The organism is Pontibacter flavimaris (genome assembly GCF_001907195.1).
Lineage (GTDB): Bacteria > Bacteroidota > Bacteroidia > Cytophagales > Hymenobacteraceae > Pontibacter > Pontibacter flavimaris.
The window spans coordinates 647548-666121 of record NZ_LVWA01000005.1; the positions used below are offsets into that span (position 1 = coordinate 647548).

Sequence of the window (18574 nt, forward strand, 5' to 3'; positions counted from 1 at the left end):
CTAATAGTGAAGTATAAAGTTTACGCAGTTACTGTTAGCAATCCTTTAGGCTGCCACTGCTGCAACTGGCTCACTGCTTCGGATACAAGTGCTGCATCCAGGTGATGAACTTCTACGCCAACCCCTATTTTCTCAAGCAGCATAATGGTGAGTTGCCCGCCCAGGTGTTCCCGGAACTCCTGCAGGCCCTGCCATATGAGCAGCTCTTTTGCCGGTGTCTCCAGGCCATGCGAAAGCTCGGGAATGTAGAGGGCAAAACCCAAACCGTAAAGCAGGCTCAGAATATTTTCCCACTCCGCTTCGCTCAGCATTCCCGCCAGTTTGGAATAGGTCACATCTAAGGCAATGCCAATAGCCACAGCCTCTCCGTGGCAGAGTGTATAGTTGGTGACTTGCTCCAGCTTGTGCGCGGCCCAGTGCCCAAAATCCAGCGGACGGGAAGAACCAAATTCGAAGGGATCGCCACTACCGATATGCTCCACGTGCATTTGGGCACAGCGAAAAATCAACTCCTGCATCGGCTTCATTTCGCGGGCCACCAGCGCTGCAGCGTTCTGCTTTATCTGTGTATAAAAAGCGCTGTCTTTTATGAGGGCTACCTTTATCGCTTCGGCTATTCCGCCGCGCCAGTCGCGGTCTTCTAGTGTGGGTAAAAACTTACTGTCGTTTATTACGGCAAAGGGTGGGGCAAATGTGCCCAGGAAATTCTTCTTGCCGAAAGCGTTGAAGCTGTTCTTTACGCCCACGCCAGAATCATTTTGAGAAAGTACTGTAGTGGGAATGCGTATGTGGCGAATGCCGCGATGTGCCGTTGCCGCTGCAAAACCGGCCATGTCCAGCACCGCGCCACCGCCAATGGCGATCAGGTAGGAGTGCCGGCACACACCATACTTATGGATAGCTTCCAGCACCCGGTCTAGCAGGGCGGGGTCATTCTTGGCCTCTTCGCCGCCAGGTATCAACACTGCGTCTGCCACTGCAGTCAGTGTATTGGAATGGTATGCTGTGTAGGTGGCCAGATCGGAAAGTAAGTTGGGATGTGCTTTTGCTACGCCCTCATCTACCACAAAAAGCACCTTGCGAGGCCCTGTGCCGTCGCTTTTTTGCTTCAAAATATCGGTAAGCATAGGGTTCCCCTTGCTGAAGAGACCTTCTGTAAAATAAATGCCGTAGGTAAAGGGTACCTGAAATTCCTGAATGATTGACTTCATAAGTGGAGGTTGAATGAAATACCGTGGCTATACTCTATGTTACGGCAAAATTTTTGGCGATGTAACGCGACAGGGGCAAGAGCAGGAGAACGAGAAGGCCATACTGCCAACCTGCAAAACCAGCCGCCATACTTGCGTTCATCACGATCAGGGCCAGTACGCCTGCTTTAACTGCCTTCATAATGGAAGCAGGTTCTTTTGCGGGCATGGCCTTAAAAAGCGGCGGAAAAATAAGGTAACCGAACAGGGCCAGGAAGGGCAGGCTGTAGAGCACGTTAAACTGCGGGAGCATGGCTAAGCTGATGATGGCGCCAATGACGAGGGCATAAAGTAGAACGGCTCCTCTCAGGGCCGAGCTGTTGCCACCGTGCACCTCGCCGCGGCTCACCATCGTAATAGCCGAAATGTACACAATTGGGATCAGGGCCAGATACCATAGCTGCTCCACGGCAGCCGGAATAGCGCTTATGCCCAGGAGTAAATTTCCGCCCCGGCAGGCTCCCATATTAATGGGGCCAAGCACAGGATGGTGTTTCCCTTTCCAGTCATATAGCAAAGCACAGGCTGCCGTGGCAGCGGCAATGGCAGCACTTAGTGCCGATACCTGCCAGGCAGCCAGAATGCCGCCCGCCAACAGTGCAGCGCCTAGCGCGGCAGCTCCCTGAAGAGTAGCTCTACCGCTCGGAATAGGCCTTTCCGGGCGCTCCACCCGGTCGAGTTCCGCATCGAACACATCGTTGAAAACCACGCCGCCACCGTAGAGACCGATCGTGGACAGCACCAGCCATAAAAGCGGCTGCAGCGCTGATAAAGTAAGAGAGTCGCTCTCCCGAACAGTGAGCGAGAGCAGTGCGCCGGAGGCTGCAAAACCCATTAGAATGTCGGCAATGGCAGTAACAATGTTTGCGGGGCGCATTAACCTGATATAGGCTCCTATGTTCATTAGCGAATGATGTTGTCCTCTATCTGACCTGTTGCCTTGCGTTCGCCAACAAAAGGCTCCTGCCCGCCTCGAAGTATGGAGTTATCAGAAAACTTGTCACGCTGGTCTACCTGCACGGCCTGTAGCCAATCCGACTCACTCATCTGGCCGCTCTGCCCAAAGGCATCCAACGCATTCTGATAACACACCTTGCGCACGTCTTCTGCCGAAATACCTCGATCGAGCATCAGCGAAGCGGTTTTGGGAACCGACAGCGGATCACTTACACCCCAATCAGCAGCGCTGTTCACGATAATGCGCTCCGTGCCATATTGCTTCACGATCTCAGCCATGCGCTCATTCCCCATTTTAGAGTTCGGATAGATGGTGAAGGCGGCCCAGAAGCCCCTGTCGAGCGTGTCTTTTACTGTTTCCTCGTTGTTATGGTCTACAATAACCATGTGCGGCTGCACGCCGTGCTCCATGGCCACCTCCATACTTCGGATGGTGCCTGCTTTTTTATCGCGGTGCGGGGTATGGATCTGCACCGGGAGCCCTACTTCCTTTGCCAGGTCGAGCTGCAGCCGGTAATACTTGTCCTCGGCAGTCGTCTGGTCGTCATAACCGATCTCACCAACTCCCACCACGCCTTCCTTGCACACAAATAACGGCAGAAGCTCCATGACCTGCTCGGCCAGCGCCTCGTTGTTCGCCTCTTTCGAGTTGAGCCCGATGGTGCAGTAATGTTTGATGCCGAACTGGCTGGCTCGGAAGCGCTCCCAACCCAGCAGGCTGCTGAAATAGTCTTTAAAGGAACCTGCCTCGGTACGTGGCTGCCCTAACCAGAAAGATGGTTCTATAATAGCAACGATACCCGCAGCGCTCATTCTGGCGTAATCGTCCGTGGTACGGGAGGTCATATGAATGTGCGGGTCTATGTACATCATTTTATTTGGTGTCATGGTGTGTAAGGGTTTTATTGATTGGTGGTGGATACTTTATCGCCTATGTAGTTCCAGTTCAGTTGGCCTGTTTCTATTCTGTTCTTCAGGACAGGGTGCGCCTCCAGTAGCTCTCTTGCCTGCAAGAAGCTACCCTGAGAGCAGGCCAAAGCAGCCGCCTCCTGCTGAATGGCATCAGGGTGTTCAAAAAGCTTTTTGATGTCCTGGATGAGTCCTGTGTTGAGGAAAGGTCCTATAGGCCGCCATAGCTCTGGCGTTACCGTGCGTCCTGCGGCCCAACGTTCGTGGGCGTAGTCTGACAGGATGCGGGCAAGGGTCGGGTTGCTGCGCTTTTCCAGACCATAGATTCGGTATAGCGGCTTGCCTACGAATACCGTCTTGAGCACCATCTGGTTCCAGGCGGCTTCCTCCAGGTAATCGGCAGGGTAGGGGTTATCCAGGGCAATGGCTTCGAACACCGTGCCCATGTTGGTCCTGACTCCTTCTGCCGCCCTAAGCTTAAATGCTTCAGGGTAGGGCAGGAGCGGAAGGCTGGCATACAGCGCCACCAGTTCACCCATCTCAGCGGTGCTGAACAGCTGGTCTATTTTCTTGAGATAAGCTTGCTTGTCCTGGTGCGGTGTCGTGAGCAGTAATAAGGTGCGCGCTGCCTGATCCGTAGTCCAAAATGATGGATTAAAGCCAGACCGCAATGTTTCGGCTTTAGCTATATCTGCTTCATGCAGCTGAAGCAACTGTTTGCCAGTAAAGCGCGGCGCGGCGCTAAAGGCGAGGTAAAGCTCTTTGCCAGATTCGGCGTCGGCTACTTGCTGCAGTTTTTCCCTTAACCAGCTTACAGCTTCCTGTGAAGCGTTTCCTTTAAAAATGTTGAGAATAAAGTCTCTTGATTCCAATAAATCTGCTTGATAGGTTGTCATGTGGTAACTGACTGTTCTTATGGTGCTTTCTTGATGCCTGACCAGGTGGCTAAAACCATTATTTCATTCGAATACTTTCAAAGTGTCTGAGGGGACATAGGAGTAGGGTTTATACCTGAGTATTCATACATACGCAGGCTTTAATATTGTTTACCAAACGGCCGTCATAAATTTTGGTTTAGCGTAAAGTGAATTTCCAGGGGACTTTACAAATAATGGTTCGAAAGTTCTACAACTTTATGCCGCTGAAAGTATAAAAGACTTTAATTCCCTGTATGGTCTGCTCCGCCACTGGCTGTCCCTTGCTGAGGGAAATAGCAGAAGCCTACATGGATTTAAGGCCCTGAAGCTGCAGTAATATGAACTCGGGAATTAGGGTGTGTCTGAAAAATAAGGTTTAAGACAAACTCTCATAAAGGCCAGTTGCACGAAAGCCAGATAGCTGTCAGCGAGCTTGTCAAACCGGCAGGCAAACCGCCTCATCTCCTTGAGCCTGCCAAAGAGCCTTTCGATGATATTTCTTTGGCTATACAGCTGCTTGCTCACTTTAGGCGGTCTGCCTTTCCTTCTGCGCCTGCTTCCCGCAGCCAGCCCCCTTTCCGGTATCTGGGCCTTTACTGACTGCCCCCGCAGCGCCTTGCGGATAAGCTGGCTGTCATAGCCCTTATCGGCCACCACGACTCTGGGCTTTTTCTCCTCCAGCTCCAGGAGCCGGAGAAACTGGGGCGCTTCACCGGCCTGTCCACCCGTCAGGAGCACCTGCAGCGGGAAGCCTCTGCCACAGCATAGCAGGTGCACCTTGGTGGAGAAGCCGCCCCTGGACCTGCCTAGGGCCTGGTCAGCCCCTTCTTTTTTTTAGCTCCCGCGGCAGCTTTGTGCGCCCTGTTGATGGTGGCGTCGACAAACCAGGTGTTCAGGTCCAGGTAGCCGTCCTGCTGCAGGCGTAGCCGCAGTCTGCTTAGAATCCGCTCGAACACGCCTAGCCCCTGCCATTTCCGGAACCTGTCATACACCGTCTGCCAAGGCCCGTACTTGTCGGGCAAGTCCCGCCAGGGGCTGCCTGAGCACAGGATCCAGAAAATGCCGTTGAGCAACTCCCGGTCCGAGCGGCTGGGCCTGCCCTTGCCGTCCTCCCTGCTTACTGGCTGCGGCAGCTCTTCCCCAATAAGCTCCCACTGCCGCTGACTTAGCTCATATCTGCCGTGACTCATCTGCTGTTTTCCCTCCAAATGCCATAACTCCAGCAGAGTGAACGAAATTCCTTTTTTCAGACACAGCCTAGCAGTAGGAGGTTATTTTTCTATTCTTCTACAAACAAGCAAAGAGATACTTTCTATTGGAGATTAGAGCTTTACAAATAATATTAATAAGTGTAAATAAGCTATATTTAGGGAGAGACTTGCGCAGGTAATAATGATTGACAGGATCTAGTGCGATGAGTAGAAACTGAAGGTGTATTTTCTATATCTCATACTGTATGGGGCAGGGCGTGCTGTAGGACAAGCATTGTTTTGTACAAGAACACTGGTAGAGTTATGTGACTATCTCTCTGTTGTTATAAATATTTATATATTACTATAAGTTGTAAAATATTGATGCGCTGCTACACCATAAGTATATAGGCGGTGCTGTTTATCTTTAACCTTTTTATAAATGAAAAGAAGTGAATTTTTAAAAAGCAGCCTGTTAGGTGCAGCAGCCCTTGCAAGCGGGAGCTCAGTCTTGGCCGGAAGTCCTCCTGCTGAGCAAAAGGCAGCCAAAGCCTTCAACCTGAACTATGCCCCTCACTTTGGGATGTTCAAAGAGTCGGCTGGTGACGACATAATACGCCAGCTCCGGTTCATGAAGGACCAAGGCTTCACTGCCCTGGAAGACAATGGCATGATGGGCCGTTCCGTAAGCGATCAGGAGAAAATAGGCAATGAGCTCGCCCGCCTGGGCATGACCATGGGCGTGTTTGTGGTGGATAAAGGAGGAAACTCCCAAAACACCCTGGCGGCAGGGAAGAAGGAGCACATCGATATATTCCTGAACGGGTGCAAGCGGGCTGTGGAGGTGGCCAAGCGCGTGAACGCAAAGTGGGTGACCGTGGTGCCCGGCGACTTTGAGCGAAACCTGCCTATTGGCGTGCAGACGAGTCATGTGATCGAGGCCCTGCGAAGAGGGGCGGAAATCCTGGAGCCGCACAGTATTGTGATGGTGCTCGAGCCACTCAGTGATACGCCCAATTTGTTTCTGCGTACCTCAGATCAAACCCATATGATCTGCAAGGCGGTCAACAGTCCTTCCTGTAAAATTCTGTACGATATCTACCACATGCAGAAAAACGAAGGCCACCTGATCCACAACATGAACCTGACATGGGATGAGATTGCCTATGTACAGGTAGGAGACAACCCGGGCAGAAAAGAGCCTACCACCGGAGAGATCAATTTCAAGAATGTGTTTAAGCACATCTACGAAAAAGGCTTCAAAGGCGTGGTGGGCATGGAGCACGGCAATGCAAGGAAAGGGAAGGAAGGAGAAACGGCCCTCATAAAAGGATATCGGGAGGTTGATAACTTTATGCAAGCCTAACGGGCAGCCTTCATATATAAAAGCTGCTGAAGAGCCTGAAAGCGGGCAGGATGGTTTAACCGAAACCACCCTCCCGTGTTAACTTTTCAGTGTATTCGAGGAATGTTATTGCATGAGCTTAGTAAAGCCGGTGGTAGCGGTGTCGGCCACCGAGCCGTCTGTTTTACGGTATATGAAATAAGCCTCCAGCTTTTTCTGGCGATTTACAAAATCGAAGGCATTCTTCAGGCCCATTCCCATCAGAGCATTATCATAGGCATCGGCTGTCATGGCATCACCGGCCAACACCGTAACGCTGATCAGCTCGTTGTCTAAAGGATAACCGGTTCTGGGGTCTATCAGATGGGAGATTTTTCTGGAGCCGCTTTGGTAAAACTTCCTGTAATTGCCAGAGGAGGTGATAGCCCCTTTCCCCAGTTTGATAATTTTCTGGATAGGATAAGGATCGTTAGGATTGTTAACAGCTGGCCCCTCGATTCCGATGGCCATCAGCTTTCCATCAGGTTTACGACCCTTTACCCGTATCTCGCCGCCCAGCTCTACCAGGTATTTACTGATACCCTTCTTCTCCAGGAAGTTTGCCAGCACATCTACGGTATAGCCTTGTGCAATGCCATCTACGTCTATGCGCACACAGGGTTCGGCTTTCTGTAGATGGCCTTTCCGCAAGCGTATCTTATGAGTATCAACACACTGCAGCAAAGCTTGTATAGCGGCTGAATCAGGTAGCTCAGAGGCCGGCGCTGCCCCAAAGCCCCAGGCCTGCACCAGTGGCTGCACGGTGATATCGAAAGCGCCACCTGTCTTTTTAGAGACCTGCTGTGCCTTTTGAACCACCCTTTGGAGATGCTTGTCTGCCTGCAACCCAGACGCGGAGCGGTTAAACCGGCTTATCAGGGAGTATGGCTTATATATGGAAAGCGAACTGTCGATTTGTGCTAGTATATACGTTACCTGCTCCTTTGATATGCTGCTGTCTTTGGCGTAGTAGGTTATCTGGTAGGTGGTTCCTTGGGCAAAGCCCCTGATGCGAAACGGTTTTAGCTCATCAGGTTGCTTGCTAAATGTAAGAAGTGAGGCAAACAGGCACAGCAATAGAAATCGCATAGGTTTAACGGAAGTACTGGAACACAAGCAGCAGGAAGGCTATAAATACCTGTAACACACCTCCTGCCTAGGTAAAACTGAAAGAGATTGTCCCCTCACCAGTTTTAGATGCTTGCCACGGCAGCCGTGGTTTCAGGAACAATCTCTTTATTGCTAACAAATTGGTAGTTTATCAGATCACTTTTGTTTTGCCCGGCATGGCAACGGGATAAAACCCGTTTGCATCTGGCAGCACCTTGGGCATAGCATCCCAGGCTAAGGTTTCCGGCATCAGGTCTATGTTTGAGTTCAAGGCATCCTCCCACTTTATTTCTTGCCCGGAGTAGGTCGCGTAGCGGCCCAGCAGGGAAGTCATAGTGCTGAGGGCTGAGCGCTCTGCATCCGCAAACTTATATTGGCCCGCCTCTATAGCAGCGAAAAGCTCGTCGTGCTCGGCCTGGTATGGGTTAGGGTCGTTCTTACCGGCATGGTCGTAGATCACGTTTCCCTTATAATCCCACAGTTTACCGTTGTTATTGGCGGAAAGGTATACTTTGCCCTTTGTGCCCTGGAAGCTTTCATCCACCCTGTTTTTTGTTCCTTCGTAATGGCGGCACTGGCTTTGGACCACAGTGCCATCAGCATATAGAAACTCCACCGTATGGTTGTCGAAAATCTCGCCGTATTCGTTTCCTGTTCGCTGGAAGCGGCTTCCGGTGCCCTGCGCCGAAACCGGGTAGCTGTTCTTCACCCAGTTGGCGATGTCAATGTTGTGCACGTGCTGTTCAGTGATGTGGTCTCCGCACAGCCAGTTGAAGTAGTACCAGTTGCGCATCTGGTACTCCATCTCCGTCTGGTTGGCTTCCCGGGGGCGCACCCAAACGCCGCCGCTGTTCCAGTAAACCTGTCCGGATACAATGTCGCCTATAGCGCCGTCCTCAATGCGCTTGATCGTTTCGCGGTAATTGTTCTGGTAGCGGCGCTGTAAGCCTACCACGACGTTCAGTTTCTTCTTTTTTGCTTCCTCGGCGGCGGCAAGTACTTTACGTATGCCCGGTGAGTCTGTGGCAACAGGCTTCTCCATAAACACGTGCTTTTTCTGCTTCACGGCCTCCTCGAAATGCATGGGCCTGAATCCGGGAGGGGCAGCAAGCAGCACCACATCGGCCTCGGCTATCGCCTGTTTGTATCCCTCAAACCCCACAAACTTCTTGCTCGCCGGCACATTGACCTTTGATTTTCCATACTTGCCAAACAGGCTCTTGTAGCTCTGGTCCAAACGGTCACGGAATGCGTCGGCCATGGCAACCAGTTTTATATCATACTTCGTTTCCAAAGCCTGGAAGGCTGCGCCTGTACCTCTGCCGCCACACCCGATGAGGGCAATTTTGATGGTGCCCCTGCCTGCTGCATAGGCGCCTGCCAGAGGAAGGCTGCTCAACATAGCTCCGCCAGCCAGCATAGCTGACGCCTTCAGAAACTCTCTTCGCTTATTTGAGTCGAAATCTTTCACGTTGATTCTTTATAGGGTTAAGGATGGAGAACAAAAATCAATAGTCGGGAGTGGGTTGCTGGTTATAGTAGGCATCAATCTCAGCCTGGGATGGCGGGTTCACAGGGCGCACGAGCCGGAGGCCGACGAAAGGTGCCTCAGGGAACCACCAGTTGCTCTTGGGTATCTGCGGGTCAATCCGCTTCCAGTTTGGGTCCGAACCCTCCCGGTTGGCCGAGCGCAGCGCGGCAGCCTCATCTTCAAAGGAGCCTCCTCTAATTACATGGGGGTAAAGTTTCTCGGGCTTGGCAACTGGGTTTGCGGTGGCTTTGCTTTTAAACTTCTTGTAGTAATCGGGTATATACTGGTCTATCGTCCATTCGGCTACGTTGCCGTGCATGTCATACAGGCCCCAGGCATTGGGCTTTTTGCTGCCTACCGGTTGCGTTTTCTTGTTGCTGTTGGCCTCATACCACGCGTACTCGTCAAGCTTAGATGGGTCGTCACCGAAAGAATAAGCTGTCTGGGAGCCTGCCCTGCAGGCATATTCCCATTCGGCTTCGGTAGGCAGCCGGTAGAAGACGCCGGTGCGGGCATATAGCCACTTGCAAAACTGGATGGCGTTATACTGCGTCATCCCAACGGCGGGATGATTTTCCTTTCCCATGCCAAAGGTCATGTCGAGGTATGGCTTGGTGGGACGTGCTACGGCATCCACTTCAGCGCTGACAGTGCCGTCGCTCTGGGTAAGTTCAAAATCCTTATATACGAACGGCTCAAAGATATCCCACGTCACTTCGTATTTGCCCATCCAGAAGGGGGCAATTTTTACCGGGTGCTGCGGCCCTTCGTCTGCCTCTCTTTCCTGCTCGCTGGCGGGGCTTCCCATCATGAACTCGCCTCCGGGTATGGCCACCATATCAAACTTCAGGTTCGTTCCGGTAATTTCCTGAGTATAGAGCTCCTTGCTGCTCTGTTGCGAGTGAGCAGTATGGGGGGCAAGGGTGAGGCAGGTAAGCCCGGTTAAGAGGGTATGAAAGGGCAGTTTTAAAAAATTCATTCCAGCTATTTTTGTTTCTCTTAAGTATGATAAGGACAGTGCAAAATTCAGGCACTCTCCTGTAGAATCTGGTAATATTACCTTTATGTTGATGTGGCGGCCGCGCTAGCTGCCAATTATTTTGGAGTGTTTTATGCTGTGAATTAAATACAAGCGAAGAAGCCTTTATGACCAAACATAGTAAACACAGGAATGTCAATTTTAGGATAAATGTTGAGATTAACAACAAATGGCGCTATTAATAGGAGTTACGCATAGGTTTAAGTGTACATTAGTTGCGCTTTCCGGAACAGCTTTCACTGCAGGGCGCAGACCTTCCCAATGGTTTTATCTTGGGATACCCAGGACAGGCACGTAGCACGCAGAGGATGTGGATGGCTTCCTATCCTGTTCCTTAACCCTCTTGAATATGAGGGGAAGAAGTTCATCCGCCTCTGGCACAAACCATTTTATCTCCAAAAGCCTGAAAGAAGCCAGCTGGATCCGCTACAGCAAAACCTGCGAATGCTATGTGATGTACTACCAGCCAAGCCATTGAGTTGACGCACCAGCACTTCCAGAGCCTGGCTTAGGCACAAAGTATTTCCTTGTTTTTGCCGGCACACTGCTTAAGTTAAGGAAACAGGCTTTGGCTAATGGAAGACAGTTTCTAAAATCAATGATTCCGCATCACTCCTCAGCCATTTCGGTAAGTCAGGAAGCAAACGTCAAAAAACCCGAAGTAAAGAACGATGAAAAAAAAGCCGCTCTTGATCATTAAGAACAGGTTTTGCAAAAGTATAAACAGGTGTTTGTAGCTGTAAGCTTAAATTTTCCTGAAGCGGATCTTGTTTTCACCTTCCCAGACACAAAGCGTCTTTTTATCCGGCATTTCAGCCGTTTCAATATAGCTGCCTTTTCCTACTACTATTTCAGTAGCTGCATTCAGGAATTTTAATTTCAAATCTGCACCGTCCTTCCAAGCTATTACAGGATTTGTTTTTCCGCTGATCCGGCAGTTTCGGCCTTTACCAATTTGTACTTCCTGCTGGCCAGGCCGAGCATAGAAGATGTTTCCTTCCCGCTGCCAGGTAGTGTGGAGCACATTCTTACTGTCCAGCAGAATTCCCCCACCGTCCATGGGGCAGCCTTCCAGTTTCCAGGTGCCATTTCCAAGCTTCTGTGGCTGGGAAAAATGCTGTCCGTTGTCAGAGGATCTGGTCAGGTAGAAATCCCGGGAGCCCCCCATCCAGTTTCTGAACATCAGGTTGACTTGCTTTCCGTTCACGGCTATACTCGGCTTACAGCATTCGCACACGGTGCTGTCAGGTGATTCGTACACTACTTTGTTTTCTGACCAAGCGTCTGCTTTTCCTGTAGTGGAGGCAAACACGATCTTGTTTTGCTTGTTGTTTCTCACATCCAGCCACACCGCATAAAAGGTGTCTTGCTCACCGGAGGCGATACTCATCAGGCCCTCAGGTACAACACCGGGTACATCATTTACACCAGCAGTCTTTTCCCATGTATCCGTTGTATGGTCCAGTCTGTAAGTATGAATATTGCCCTGCTTATCTATAGCGGTCACGACCGAGTAATTAGTTGAACTGGCGATCTGAGGCCCCATGGACATGCCCAGGTACAAGCCCTTGAGTTGTCCCACTAAAACAGGTTCTGCGAAGGTTTCCCCGTTATCCCTGGAGGCGGCGCAGAAGATCTTATCCTCCTGGCCATATACCACCCGGGTAATGCCTTTAGTGTCTACAGCGATTTGTGGCTGTTGGCCTGCCCCCAGCAGCGTAGCTGTAGTTCCTGTTTTTGTTTCCGTTTCTCTATTAGTGTGGCTACAGGAAACGCTCAGAGACAAAAGCAGAACAAACGACAGGAGTTGTAACGGTGCCCTCATGTTTTTACAAGTATACTATCAAAGTTTAGTGTAAGATAAGGAGTTTCCGCAAAGATTATGGTGGCAGGTAGGTAAGCAGAGCTGCCTGATGAATAGGTACAGGTAAGAAACCTTAACTGTTGGATGGGTGAAGGGGTGCGGTCGAATCGCCACGCGCTATGAGAAATAAGCCGTAAGCTTCAAAGCCATGCTAAAGCTGACCTGCATTAAATTTTACTTAAAAAATATTCACCAGACACAGCCTAGTACCGGATGAGAAGGTTCTAGAAGCTATAATGTAAGGAGGTATCCGGTTTATTCGTTCAGCTCTTTTATAGTGACTTTAAGTATTCTTCCAAATCGCTCTTTTCTGAGGTGTCAGTTTCAGTGATAGATGATTATCGTAATGGTCGATAACTTCAGCCAGCGTAGCATACCTTCCTTCGTGATAAAAGCCTCCTTTGGTTTTTGTGAATAAACCACCTAAAGGAGTAGTTCGATATTTTCCTGTTGGAGATCGCATCGCGGCAAAATCATCGATACCAATTTCTTCTGCAGTATGTAGCACGTTATCAGCTAATAAAGGAGGAGTGTGGCACGAAGCACATTTTACCTTTGTTAAAAACAGCGCTTTACCTTTTCCCGCTTTCTGATGACCAAAGCTACCCATAGGAGGCTTAGGGGCAGGTAGTGAATGCTGATAAGCACGCAGCGCAGCTAATTTGGGCGTGATCAGATCCGGACTATTCATCACATTGCATAAATGATTTTCCACAGCTATCGGGTATTTAACAGGATCATTTAAGCGAGGATCAGAAAAGTTTCCTTTGCCGTGCATTTCAAGATTAGCTACAAAAGAATTCCAATAAGTTATGTTGCCCCAACCGGTATAAGTGGTCAGGCTTATACCTTTTAGCCCAAAGGCCGCAGGAAGCAAATTGGCAGCTACCTTTCCATCCGGGCGCAGGACTTTCCCATCCACAAACAGGACAGCATCATATTTGCCAGGCCCCCACATGTTGAGTACTGTTCTAAGTGTCGCTTCGTCTACATGGAGCATGTCTGCTATTGGCTTAGCATTATCAGTAAGGAGATAATGGCACCTACATTCAGATCCCTGTTGGGCCAGCCGTCAAGCCTTTTTCCAATGCCAGGAGCAAAGGAGTTATCAACTGTTGAATGACAGGATGCACACGTAATGCCCACAGATACTATATTCCCCCCGTCATCAAGTATTCCTTGTACACCCACTACCGCATTCAGTTTGATAAGTTCAAGTGTCGTAGCCGGATCATTTAGATCTACTGCCCCAGATTTTATACCTGTAATTACTTCTGCCGGTAAGGCTTCCCCATCTACTTTTAACCCCACCGCTAATGCAGTAGCAGGACTAACACCTGGCCCGAAGCCCCCATTTTTTTCACCTGCTATGGCTTTATCAATATGCAAAAGGCCACTCCAGAACTCCTCATCTCCAAAGGTGTCATAACGGAAGATTTCTTTTCCCTGGATTACAACTCCTATCGGAACCGGACTATCTGGATCTTTAGAACATTGTACAAAGGTTATGGAAGCTGTAAATAACATGGAAGCCAAAACAAGTGGTGTCATTTTGTTTTTCATAGTAGTATTTTTTTAAGGTTGATAATCTTGTTTCGGGAAAATTCTAGCCTACCTCTCGTTTTTTCATAAACCTTCATCTTGTGTTCCGCCTAACCTTTGGGCCCCGCACTAGTTTGTAGCGGCCTGTTTCCTACCGGTGAGCTTTACACCATTTATTCCGGGTAAGATCTAGTAAAGCCGGTTTTATTAAGTGCTGCAAAATCGTTTATAGGGGATATCACTTGTCAGCTTAAAGGATAGATGATTAATGCAGGTGGGCGTTACAATATATCATTACAAATTTCTCCTTTTATGTTTCAAGAGTTTCCATAGAGCAAAGCTGCTTTATTTTATACGACACAGATAATTGCTGTTCCCAATTCCATATGCAGTAGCGCTGGGTGAGGTAAGGAAGGTCAAAGCTAGCCAGCCCCGGACATAGGTGATGAAGGGTGAGGGAGCTTTCCCTGTGGGCTGAGCTGCTTTAGGGTACGGCGGTTCCTATGCTCCGCTGTATTGACTTGCTGAATTTGGCTTTCCTGTTAGCAAAGGAACATTCATGATCGGAACAAGAGAGCCTACCACTTCTGCCTGCCGTGCTACCATACTTTACGCATACCGTAGTGCAAGGATTCCAAAGTTAAATCCATTTCATTATATCTGCCGTTAGCTAAAATTGTATGGCAGAAGTGAAGTATAACTTGAAAAATAGAATATCATGAATTACCGGAATGAGACAGCGGAGTTGGATTCGCTTTATGCTTTGGCCAGGGAAGAGCAAAAGAACAGCAGGAAAAGATTTATGGTCTGGGCAGGGGGCGATGCTCCCAATCAGCAAGACCAATTATACCAGCAGTTCAAAAAGCGCTTTCCGGGGATTGATATTGAAATCGTAGTTGATTTATCCAAATACCACGATTTAAAAATCTACCAACAACTGAACGATGGCTTTTTGGAGGCGGATGTAACGATGCTGCAAACGCTGAACGATTTTGAAAACTGGAAGCAAATGGATGTGTTGGAACCATTCAAGCCAGCAGGTCTTAAGCACATCAGGAAGAGTTATTCGGACCCGGACGGGCATTATATCGGTGCGTTTATCTTTGCCTTTTTACCGCAGTATGCCAAAGAAGGAGTTGGTTTTACGCCCAAAAACTACAGAGACTTCTTAAATCCGGTCTTCAAAGACAAGTTAGTTATGACGCCGCCTCACGATGACGATGCCGTGCTCTATGTCTTTGATCACATCATCCAGAAATACGGGATCGAATTTCTACACGAATTAAAATCACTTAATCCGGTTTTTGTACGAGGTACTGCCGCACCTGCCGCCTTGGTCGGTCAGAAAGGATTTTTGGGAAATATCGTAGGCTATCCCACTTATCCGGATCAACCTTCACAATCGTTCATCCCGGAAGATGAGTTTTTCATCACTTGGGCCCAAAGAGCCGCTATGTTTAAGCTGACACAAAACAAGGCTTGTGCCCGGTTATTTTTAGCCTACCTGGCAAGCCACGAGTTTCAATCTTCCAGGGGAACCTGGTCTACCCGCACCGATGTGACAGAACTGGGAGGCCTGCAGCCTCTTGAAACCTATAAAAACACCGATCCGCTTGATTTTATAGTATGGATGAGAGACAGAAAGCGCATCCACGAGTTGCGGTCGTTGTTCACGGATATATTCGGCGAGGTAAAAGGAGAATCACCTTTGAAGGATCCAAGTTTATTGCGAGTCTATTACAATACCCTGTAACATAGCCAAGTTGCTAACAAGAAGGAGACATGCTTTTTCACAACTTATGTTAAAGGTATAGTTAAGAAAATTTAAATATTGAGAAAACAATCAAAATAGAACTACATGAATAGTTTAGAAAATAAAGTAGCCATCATTACCGGGGCTGCCATGGGCATGGGCCGTGCAACAGCGGAATTGTTCGCAGAAGCAGGGGCAAAGGTTGTAGTGGCAGATTTCAATGCCGAAGCCGGAAATGAAGTTGTCGAAAGTATCCAAGCAAAGGGCGGTACTGCAGCATTTGTTAAAGTAGATATTTCTGATGCTACACAGGTTGAAGCTATGGTGAGGTTTGCAGTAGATACCTATGGCCGTCTTGACTGCGCTGTTAACAATGCTGCGCTAAAACCAGACAACAATTCGTTCCAGGACCTTGATGAGGAATATTGGGACAAGCTGCAAGCCGTAGACCTGAAAGGAACTGCATTGTGTATAAAATATGAACTGCGCCAATTTGTGGCACAAGGCAACGGAGGTTCAATCGTAAATATATCGTCCATCAACGCCTTCAAACCAACCACAGGTAATCCTGCATACCAGGCATTTAAACATGGTGTTGAAGGACTTACCAAAGCTGCTGCATATGAATACGGACCACAAGGCATACGAATTAATTCTGTAGCTCCGGGAGCCATTCGTACTCTTATGCTTTCAGCTGCGATGGAGGGTCTTGGTCTCACTGAAGAAGACATTATTCCAACGATGAGTCGCCTAGGCCGACTCGGAGAGCCACGTGAAGTGGCACAAGGATCCCTTTTCTTAAGTTCTGACGCTGCCAGCTATGTTCATGGCACTGTACTTCATGTAGGCGGCGGTTTTGAGTTATTATAATTTGGAACTCCTTACGGATATACATAGCGCGGAGATGGTGGAAGATAAGACAAATTAAAGCAAGGGTAAACCTGGTGAAAAGCACCGATACAGCCTCTGGCAATAGCATGTTTTACGGCATGTCTTTTTCGGGGAAACGGGACTACGGAGCAGCGGGAAAGGCTTTAAAAAATAGCGAACGCCAGCCCGCCGCATCGCCTTTTAAGCAAGCCCAGCGATGTCATCACGTTGCTGGAATGAATAGCTGTTTGATAATAGTTGCATATGAAAACAAAATGGCCTATGCTCTCCTTCAAGGATGCTCAAAAGACCTATGAAACGATACACCTGTGGACTCAGATCGTAGGGAAGATCAGACTGGTAAAAACACCGTGGATCAATCATTCCTGGCACGTCACGCTCTATGTCACTCCGAGCGGCCTCACAACCCCGCTTATGGTGGATGAGGAAAAGCATTTCCAGCTTGACTTCGATTTTATAGGCCATCAACTGCAGCTAAAGACCAGTGCTGGTGAAATGCGCAGCATTGACTTGAAAGAGCTTTCGGTAGCAGGGTGCTTTAAGCAGATTCTGGATGCCCTTCAAGGAGTAGGTATTCGGGCAGACATTTACCGTGTCCCGAATGAAGTGGAAGACCCTATCCCCTTTTACAAAGATGAAATGCATGCTACCTACAACCCGGAACATGCAGCCGCTTTGCACCAGGCCATCCTTCGGGCACACGATGTGTTTACCCGGTTCCGGGCCGGGTTCAGAGGCAAGTGCAGCCCCGTTCATTTCTTCTGGGGCAGTTTCGATCTGGCAGTGTCGCGTTTCTCTGGTCGTGATGCGCCCAGGCACCCCGGGGGCGTGCTCAACCTGCCCGATTGGGTAGTGCAGGAGGCTTATTCCAAAGAGGTTTGCAGCTGTGGCTTCTGGCCGGGAAGCGAGGCGTTTCCAGCTGCGGCGTTTTACAGTTACATTTATCCGGAACCGGAAGGATATAAGGAGGCCCGCATAAAACCTGATCAGGCCTACTATCACCCGGAACTCAGGGAGTTCATTCTACCTTACGATGCAGTGCAGACGGCTGATGATCCGGAATCAATGCTGATGGACTTCCTGCGCAGCACTTACGAAGCGGCAGCTGACCTTGCCCGGTGGGACAGAAAAGCGCTGGAACAGGCAAACTTTGGCAACTGAAGAAAGACTGATCCTAACGCTTACGAGCAGATGGATAAAGATCAATAGAAAAGCTCCCCCTGTTAAGGAGTACTCATTTACCCACGGAACACGGGATAAACCCTGCATTTGATGGAAGCTAAAAGAGCAGCTGCCGAAAGGGCAGTAAGCTACGTTACGGACGGAATGGTGGTAGGTCTTGGTACCGGTTCCACCGCAAACTGGGCGATCAGGGCATTGGGTGAGGGGGTTAAAGCAGGTCTACGAATAAAGGCTGTGGCGAGCTCTGTTGCCTCTGAACAGCTGGCATTGGAAGCAGGCATAGCAATTACTGACTTTTCAGCCTTATCCAGGATCGATGTCACCATTGACGGCGCAGATGAGGTGGATCCGGAAGCGAACCTCATAAAAGGAGGTAGTGGGGCACTGCTCAGGGAAAAGATACTCGCCTACAACAGCCGGCAGTTCATCGTTGTAGTGGATGAGGCGAAGTTGGTCGACACTTTGGGCAAGTTTCCTTTACCTGTGGAGATTGCCCCTTTCGCAGCTGCTCTAACGTTAAGGCAGTTACAGCGCCTGGGGTGCCAGGCCAGCATCCGGCATCAAGGCGGGGAGCGTTTTGTCACCGATAACGCCAACTTAGTTGCTGATTGTAGCTTTGGTATCATCGCAAGTCCGGGGAAACTCTATGAACAGCTCGCGCTTCTGCCAGGCGTGATGGAGCAGGGCCTGTTTCTGCAGCCGATGGTTAGCCGGCTAATCATTGGCTACCTGGATGGACGCGTTGAGGACAGGTGGCTACAACGATGATCCGATAATGTTGCTTTTGAGCCTCTTTTCCTGCCTCCCGTTCTATTGTGCCACATGGGCAGCGTGCGAGCAGGCCCTGGAACCCTTGCCGGCTACCCCTTTCGATAAGATATACAACAATAGCCGTATTTTGTCAATGGCACCGGCCGGGTTGGCGCTGTAAATTTGTATTGTTAACTAAAACATACGACAAGCGAGACATTGCCTGTTGAATACAACTATATTTTTTTAATATAATTCTATCCATAAACATAATCTTTAGCTATCAAAATAAATAAGTATGGCTA

Annotated in this window: 15 protein-coding genes and 1 pseudogene; 5 read left to right on the plus strand and 11 right to left on the minus strand. The window is 49.4% G+C overall.

The annotated features are described in order from the left end of the window. Positions 1-20: 20 nt before the first annotated feature. The 5 genes and pseudogenes from A3841_RS11000 to A3841_RS19880 form a co-directional block, all read right to left on the minus strand. Complete coding sequence (locus A3841_RS11000; RefSeq protein WP_073852350.1) at positions 21-1211, minus strand: 3-dehydroquinate synthase; 1191 nt, start codon at positions 1209-1211, stop codon at positions 21-23. 34 nt (positions 1212-1245) lie between these two features. Continuing rightward, positions 1246-2154 carry a UbiA-like protein EboC gene (eboC, locus tag A3841_RS11005; protein WP_073852351.1) on the minus strand — a complete coding sequence of 303 codons (909 nt, stop codon included), beginning with the start codon at positions 2152-2154 and terminating at the stop codon, positions 1246-1248. Continuing rightward, positions 2154-3095 (minus strand): TatD family hydrolase, encoded by a 942-nt coding sequence (locus tag A3841_RS11010; RefSeq protein WP_235861365.1) that lies wholly within the window; start codon positions 3093-3095, stop codon positions 2154-2156. Before A3841_RS11010 ends, eboC begins: the two co-directional genes overlap by 1 nt. 14 nt (positions 3096-3109) lie before the next feature. Continuing rightward, positions 3110-3988, minus strand: coding sequence for an EboA domain-containing protein (locus tag A3841_RS11015; protein WP_083610341.1), 879 nt, complete (start codon positions 3986-3988; stop codon positions 3110-3112). Between the two features lie 396 nt (positions 3989-4384). Further along, positions 4385-5223, minus strand: a pseudogene (locus A3841_RS19880) (IS5 family transposase). 442 nt (positions 5224-5665) lie between these two features. Between A3841_RS19880 and A3841_RS11030 the strand changes: the two are divergent. Next, positions 5666-6589 carry a hydroxypyruvate isomerase family protein gene (locus tag A3841_RS11030; RefSeq protein ID WP_073852354.1) on the plus strand — a complete coding sequence of 308 codons (924 nt, stop codon included), beginning with the start codon at positions 5666-5668 and terminating at the stop codon, positions 6587-6589. A gap of 105 nt (positions 6590-6694) precedes the next feature. Here A3841_RS11030 and A3841_RS11035 read toward each other — a convergent pair whose 3' ends face one another. The 6 genes from A3841_RS11035 to A3841_RS20515 form a co-directional block, all read right to left on the minus strand. Beyond that, entirely contained in the window at positions 6695-7696 is a 1002-nt protein-coding gene (locus A3841_RS11035; protein WP_073852355.1) for an FAD:protein FMN transferase, read from the minus strand. Positions 7697-7868: 172 nt separating this feature from the next. Further along, positions 7869-9137, minus strand: coding sequence for a Gfo/Idh/MocA family protein (locus A3841_RS11040; protein ID WP_170866191.1), 1269 nt, complete (start codon positions 9135-9137; stop codon positions 7869-7871). 88 nt (positions 9138-9225) lie between these two features. Continuing rightward, positions 9226-10227, minus strand: coding sequence for a formylglycine-generating enzyme family protein (locus A3841_RS11045; protein ID WP_073852357.1), 1002 nt, complete (start codon positions 10225-10227; stop codon positions 9226-9228). Positions 10228-11032: 805 nt separating this feature from the next. Next, entirely contained in the window at positions 11033-12112 is a 1080-nt protein-coding gene (locus tag A3841_RS11050) for a hypothetical protein (protein WP_235861366.1), read from the minus strand. Between the two features lie 322 nt (positions 12113-12434). Then, the gene (locus tag A3841_RS20510; RefSeq protein ID WP_206073080.1) at positions 12435-13151 is read right to left on the minus strand and encodes a hypothetical protein; all 717 of its coding nucleotides are present in this window, start codon (positions 13149-13151) and stop codon (positions 12435-12437) included. A gap of 5 nt (positions 13152-13156) precedes the next feature. Then, a complete protein-coding gene (locus tag A3841_RS20515; protein WP_206073081.1) occupies positions 13157-13714 on the minus strand; it encodes a hypothetical protein in 558 nt (185 codons plus the stop codon). Between the two features lie 697 nt (positions 13715-14411). On the opposite strand from A3841_RS20515, the gene A3841_RS11060 reads away from it, so the two are divergent. From A3841_RS11060 to rpiA, 4 genes are all read left to right on the plus strand, one after another. Beyond that, positions 14412-15446 (plus strand): ABC transporter substrate-binding protein, encoded by a 1035-nt coding sequence (locus tag A3841_RS11060; RefSeq protein WP_073852358.1) that lies wholly within the window; start codon positions 14412-14414, stop codon positions 15444-15446. Between the two features lie 105 nt (positions 15447-15551). Then, entirely contained in the window at positions 15552-16316 is a 765-nt protein-coding gene (locus A3841_RS11065; protein ID WP_073852359.1) for an SDR family NAD(P)-dependent oxidoreductase, read from the plus strand. Positions 16317-16580: 264 nt separating this feature from the next. Continuing rightward, positions 16581-17498, plus strand: a complete 918-nt coding sequence (locus A3841_RS11070; protein ID WP_073852360.1) for a DUF5996 family protein — start codon at positions 16581-16583, stop codon at positions 17496-17498. A 111-nt stretch (positions 17499-17609) separates the two neighbouring features. Further along, entirely contained in the window at positions 17610-18287 is a 678-nt protein-coding gene (gene rpiA / locus A3841_RS11075; protein WP_073852361.1) for a ribose-5-phosphate isomerase RpiA, read from the plus strand. The last annotated feature ends 287 nt before the right edge of the window (positions 18288-18574 follow it).